The 6,161-nt window shown below is 65.4% G+C and carries 5 protein-coding genes; 3 read left to right on the top strand and 2 right to left on the bottom strand.

What is annotated here, in order from left to right; all coding sequences use genetic code 11:
• A partial coding sequence (locus AWB80_RS44745) for a hypothetical protein (protein WP_208635775.1) occupies positions 1-192 on the top strand: 192 nt, incomplete at its 5' end.
• A gap of 51 nt (positions 193-243) precedes the next feature.
• Here the strand turns inward: AWB80_RS44745 and AWB80_RS42410 are convergent.
• Positions 244-1,539, bottom strand: a complete 1,296-nt coding sequence (locus AWB80_RS42410; RefSeq protein ID WP_061180564.1) for an SGNH/GDSL hydrolase family protein — start codon at positions 1,537-1,539, stop codon at positions 244-246.
• Between the two features lie 170 nt (positions 1,540-1,709).
• Here AWB80_RS42410 and AWB80_RS42415 point away from each other — a divergent pair, with 170 nt between their 5' ends.
• A complete protein-coding gene (locus AWB80_RS42415; protein WP_061180565.1) occupies positions 1,710-2,864 on the top strand; it encodes a methyltransferase in 1,155 nt (384 codons plus the stop codon).
• A gap of 6 nt (positions 2,865-2,870) precedes the next feature.
• On the opposite strand, the gene AWB80_RS42420 is transcribed toward AWB80_RS42415, so the two are convergent.
• Positions 2,871-4,130 (bottom strand): TIGR03862 family flavoprotein, encoded by a 1,260-nt coding sequence (locus AWB80_RS42420; protein ID WP_061180566.1) that lies wholly within the window; start codon positions 4,128-4,130, stop codon positions 2,871-2,873.
• A 178-nt stretch (positions 4,131-4,308) separates the two neighbouring features.
• Between AWB80_RS42420 and AWB80_RS42425 the strand changes: the two genes are divergently transcribed.
• Positions 4,309-5,781, top strand: coding sequence for an MFS transporter (locus AWB80_RS42425; protein ID WP_061180567.1), 1,473 nt, complete (start codon positions 4,309-4,311; stop codon positions 5,779-5,781).
• Positions 5,782-6,161: the final 380 nt, after the last annotated feature.

Below are 6,161 nucleotides of genomic sequence, written 5' to 3' on the forward strand. Positions count from 1 at the left end.
AGAGCACATCGCAAGCACCACATCAACTTCCGTCTTGCGTCGCTGCATCAGCAGCAGAGAAACGAGATTATGAAGAATCTTTTTCTCCTTGTCAACACTGTTTTCTCGCTTTCGCTTCGAAATTTGTCGACTTCGGAGGCCGCCCGTTTCGCTCAGCGGCCCTCGTCTTGCAACGAAGGGGCTGAATATTAGGCCAAGCAACCGCGAATGACAAGGTGATGACGCAAACTTTTTCGCCCGACTTCAGTGCACCGGTTTCGCAGTGCCGGAGACGAACTCCATAGGCACTGCCGCGGCCATCGCCGCGTAGCCCGCATCGCTCGGGTGGATGTGATCTCCACTGTCATATCGGCGTTGCAGCACGCTGGGGCGCGCCGGATCGCGCAGCGCCTGATCGAAGTCGATCACGCCGTCAAACGCGCGGCTGGAGCGGATCGACTCATTGACCGCCGTGCGGATCGCCTCACGCTCGGGCGGCAGCGACGCCGGCGTCAGCGTCGCGCCGTAAATCTTGATGCCGCGCTGGTGCGCCTGCGCAATTAAACGCTGATAGCCGCGCACCAGCGCGTCCGCGTTCACCTCGGTGTGGGGCGCGTCGCAATCTAGTCCGGCGTGTGCGGGCATCGCCATGAAATTGATGTCGTTGATGCCGATCAGCACGATCACCGCGCGCACGCCCGGCTGGCGCAGCGCGTCGCGCTCGAAGCGGCTCACCACCGCCTCGCCGTAGCACGGCGAATTGCTCAAAAGGCGATTCCCGCTGATGCCCGCGTTCACGATGACCGTTTCCGCGCCACTCTTGCGCGCGAGCTGCTTCGCGAGCGCGTCGGGCCAGCGGCGGTTGGCGTTGAGCGAGGATCGCATACCATCGGTGATCGAATCGCCGATGGCGACCACCGCTTGCGCGGACTGGCTCTCGACCGCGACATTGGTCAGCCACGCATACTGGGTGAAGCGCATGCGGAACGCTCCAGCCGATGCTTCTTCGGTACGGTCGCCTGGCGTCGAGATGTAGTTCACCTGACTCGACACGCGATGCCACGCCACCAGCTTCTGATCCTTCCCCATGAACATGCTGACGGCCACGGGTTGAAGCGCTTCGACGTCGAAGCTGACTGCATCGCTGGTGGCTTGCGCGCCCGGCGCGACCGTCACGCTTTTCCGTCCGCCGAACAGAACGGGCCGCGCGCTGCCGGCACGGATCGCCGCGCTGCTGCCACCGGCCGCGCGAGCCACGCTCATCGATTCGACGACGAGCGGCTCCGTTCCATATAGATTGCTTATCCGCAGACGAATGCGTTTGCCGTCGAGTTGCGGGTAGATCAACTGGCGCACGGTGCGCCCAGCGACATCCGGCGCGCGATACAGCGGCGGCAGATTCGCCAGTTGCGGAATCGACTGCAGCGCGGTGCCCCAGGCGCTGACCCAACGTTCGTTGGCAGTTGCGTCGGCGGTATCGGCGGCGAACGCGTGCGGCACGAGATTGACCTGTGCGACAAGCGCGGCCGCGCAGATCGCGGCGAGAACTCGGAGTTTCATTCGGCGAAGGCGTTCGGAAAAGGCTCGATTGTGCCCGAAGTGTCACCAGATCCACCGCGCTCGCATCACCCGCAAAAGTGAACACGAGCGAACCACGCGCCCGAAATGGCCTCACAATGCTGCCAATTCATTTTTTGCCGGCCACGACGGCTGGCGCTCCGGGCATCACTATGCAATCGAAAAACACCGCACCGCAACGACTCACCTGGGACGAAGACGACGAAAGTCGTTCCGCCCGCTGGAGATCGGAGAGCGGCAATCCGCCACCGAAGCGCGTGGTCATCGGGCACGACCAGATGACGGCGGATATCGCCTATCGCCTCGCCTGCGAGGGCACGGCGATCCTTTGGCGCGGCGACTTCCAGAACGCCCGGCAACTGCTTCAGGCGATGGCGCGCCGCATCGACGACAAGCCGCGCAAGGCCAAGAAGAAGCCGGCCACGGCACCTTCGCCGATCGACGCATTCAATCTGCATCGCCTCGCACAATCGCAGCGCGCGCGTACGCTCGCCATGCTGGTGCTCCCGCTCGACGAACACTACGCCATCCCGCTGCGCCGCGCGCCGAACGTCCAGCAGGCGTGCGAGGAGGCCTACGGGCCGCCGTCGGATGAAGCGTCGGTCGTGTCCTTGCGCGAAGTGCTCGGCCTGGTCGGCGCGCATGAGTGGCGCAAGAAGGGCGTCGAGATCGGCGCTGTCGGTGGAAGAATCCATCCCTATTACGGCGTGTTCTCGCCGGTTCGCGGCGAATACATCGATCTCGTCGCGAATCAGCCGCTTCCGGCGAAGCAGCTCGCGTTCGATATCGGCACCGGAACCGGCGTGCTCGCTGCCGTGCTCGCGCGGCGCGGCGTCGAGCGGATCGTCGCCACCGACGTCGATGCCCGAGCGCTCGACTGCGCGCGGGAAAACATCGGGCGGCTCGGGCTCGATCGGCAGGTCGAAATCGTCGAAGCCGACATGTTTCCCGAAGGCCGCGCGCCTCTGGTCATCTGCAATCCGCCCTGGCTGCCGGCGCGGCCGAGCGCGGCGATCGAGCACGCCATCTACGATCCGGACAGCCGCATGCTGCGAGGCTTTCTCGATGGCCTCGCCGCGCATCTGACGCCGGGCGGCGAAGGCTGGCTGATCCTGTCCGACTTCGCGGAGCATCTCGGTCTGCGTACACGCGCGCAGTTGCAGGAATGGATCGACAAGGCCGGTCTGAAAGTGGATGGGCGCATCGATATCAAGCCGCACCATCCGCGCGCGACCGACAAATCCGATCCGCTGCACGCCGCGCGTTCGGCCGAAGTGACCTCGCTTTGGCGGCTGGTGGCCGCGTAAATCAGATCACGCGCGCTCGGCGAGCCACGCGAGCGCGCCTTCCCCCGCCACGAGTCCGCTTGCGAAGCACGCCGTCAGCAGATAGCCGCCGGTCGGCGCTTCCCAGTCGAGCATTTCGCCCGCGCAGAACACGCCCGGCAGCGCACTGAGCATCGAGCGCGCGTCGAGCGCTTCGAATGCGACGCCGCCCGCGCTGCTAATGACTTCTTCGATAGGACGCGTGCGCAACAAGCGCAAAGGCAACGCCTTGATGCGCGCGGCGAGCGTTTCAGGATCGGCGAATTCGTCCTTGCTCACGCATTCGCGCAACAATCCCGCTTTCACGCCCGTCAGATGCAGGCGGCTCTGCAGATGGCTCGACATCGAGCGCGCCCCGCGCGGATGCAGCACCTCGTCGCGCACGCGCTCGGCGGAAAGCTGCGGCGCGAGATCCAGCATGATCGTCGCGCCGACGCCCCCGCTTTCCGCGATCCGATCGCGGATCGGCGCCGACAACGCATAGATCAGGCTGCCTTCGATGCCCTGATCGGTAATCAGACACTCACCGACGCGCCAATCGAGCGCGCCGTCCGCGCGCGCCACGCCGATCGCCACGGACTTGAGCGGCTCGCCCGCGAAACGGCTGCTGAAATGCTCGCTCCAGCCGACATCGAAACCGCAGTTGGACGGCACGAAAGGCCGCACGTCCACACCGCGCGCCGCGAGAATCGGGAGCGCGCCGCCGTCCGAACCGAGCTGCGGCCAGCTTGCGCCGCCGAGCGCGAGCACGATCGCGCCGTGCCGGACGCGCTTTTCGCCGGATGGCGTCGCGAAACGCGATATGGACGTTTCTTCTTCCCAGCCGAGCCAGCGGTGCCTCATATGGAACGTCACGCCCGACGCGCGTAGCCGATGCAGCCACGCGCGCAGCATCGGCGCGGCTTTCATGTCGGTGGGAAAGACGCGTCCCGAACTGCCGACGAACGTCTGCACGCCCAACCCGTGCACCCAGTCGCGCAACGCGCTCGCGTCGAAACGCGCGAGCAGCGGCGCGATATTCGGACTGCGCGCGCCGTAGCGCGCCAGAAAGGCATCGGCGCGCTCGGAATGCGTGAGATTCATGCCGCCCTTGCCCGCCATCAGGAATTTTCGGCCGACGGACGGCATCGCGTCGAACACATCGACGCGCGCGCCGCCCGCCGCGAGCGCTTCCGCGGCCATGAGCCCGGCCGGCCCTCCGCCGACGACCGCGACGTTCACCGAATCGATGCTTTCATCTGACGACATACCTGAATACCACGAAAGAACGGAGCAACATTGTCGCACCGGAGCGCCAGCGTGCCGACATGCCCGCCAACCGTGCGTAAGTCATTAAATAACAAAAAAGAATTTGGCCGGCCGCGTTCGGGCCAGTACGATCCGGCGATTCGTTGTATCGACAACTTTTTACCGAAGCCGCCACATCATGTCCGTTTCCCTCGCGCCCGACCGCGCTTCCGCCCGGGCCGCCGCCGACGATTCGCGCCCCGTCATCAAAAGCGCCGCCGATGTCTCCAGCCTCGTCAACCGCGGCGCGGCCATCGGCAGCGATGCGCGCGTCGTCGTCGCCATCGCGCTCGGCGGCATTTTCCTCGACGCCTACGATCTCGGCGCGCTCGCCTTCGGTATGAAGGACATCGCCCGTGAATTCTCGCTGACGCCGACCGGTTCGGGCTTCGTCGCGGCCGCGATCACGTTCGGCGCGATCATCGGCGCGTTTCTCGGCGGCTATCTGACCGACAGGATCGGCCGTTATCGCGTTTTCATGGCCGACATGTTCTTTTTCGTCGTCGCGGCCATCGCGTGCGCGCTCGCGCCCAACGCGTGGGTGCTCGGCGGTGCACGCTTCGTGATGGGCCTGGGCGTCGGCATCGATCTTCCCGTGGCGATGGCCTTTCTCGCGGAATTCTCGCGATTGCAGGGCCGTGGCAACAAGGCGTCGCGCGTCGCAATGTGGTGCCCGGTCTGGTATGCGGCGATCAGCGTCTCGTATCTTCTGGTGCTCGGCCTGTACGCGGTCTTGCCCGAGCACAACGCCGGCTGGCTGTGGCGTCTGATTCTCGGCTTCGGCGCCGTTCCGGCGATCGCGATCATCCTGATCCGCAGCCGTTACATGAGCGAATCGCCGGTGTGGGCGGCGAATCAGGGCGATCTCAAGGGCGCGGCCGCGATCCTCAAGCGCTCCTACGGCATCGATGCCCGCGTCGACGATACCGCCGCCGCCCCAACCAAGACTCGCCGCGCGACGTGGAGCAACTACGGCGCGCTGCTGCGCGGCGTGTATCTGCGCCGGACCGTGCTGGCGACGATCATCGCGATCGCCTCGTCGTTCGCGTATAACGCGGTCGCGTTCGGGCTGCCGGTGATCATTTCGAGCTTCCTCGCGCAGTCCATGCTCACCACGATTCTCGCGTCGCTCGCGCTGAATCTGTGCTTCGCGTTCGCGGGCGGGCTGTTCTCCGTGCGCACGGTGCCGAAGTACGGTGCGTGGAAGCTGTCGGTCGTCGGCTACGCGTTTCAGCTCGTGGCGCTCGTCGGGCTCGCGATCGTCGGCAAACCGTCGACGGGTGTCGAAGTCGTCATCGCGATCGCCTTTTTGGCCGCGTTCCTGCTCGGGCAAGGCGTCGGGCCGGGTTCGCACAGCATGACGTTCGCGTCGCTGAGCTATCCGACCTCGCTGCGCGGCGTCGGCGTGGGCTTCAATCAAACCCTGATGCGCGCCAGCTCGACGGTCTCGCTGTTCCTGTTCCCGGTTCTGTCCGCGGCGCTCGGCACGAAGGTGTTCTGGATCATCGCCGTCGCGCCGCTCGCGGGCCTCGTCGCCTTGCTCGCCGTGCGGTGGGAACCGTCGGGTTATGACGTCGACGCGGAAGATTTCGCCGCATCGCAGACGCGCTAAGCGCCTACCGTTTCTCTGACTCCCGCCTCCTGCAGAGCGGTGGCGATCCTCGCCGCCGCTCTTCGTTTTTGCTGCCGTCCGGCACGCATCCCTCGTCTGCACTAGATTAAAGAGCACGCATTGTTCGCGTGACGCGTCCGCGCGCGTCTCATGCGGGCTTACCCGAGTACATCCCAAAAACGCTATTTACCGACCGTCCGGTCGGTTTATAATCGCCGGACAGCGACTATCCAAGAGCGAGTGCCGCCATGTACACCCAATCCCTCGACCTCCCGAGCCCCACGCAGTCAAGCGACGCAGCCGCCTCAGCCGCTTCGCCGGACCAGACCCGTTTCGACGCGATCATGCAAGCCGACGGCAAGATCGAGCCGCAGGACTGG

Origin of the sequence: Caballeronia pedi (genome assembly GCF_001544915.2) — a bacterium.
Lineage (GTDB): Bacteria > Pseudomonadota > Gammaproteobacteria > Burkholderiales > Burkholderiaceae > Caballeronia > Caballeronia pedi.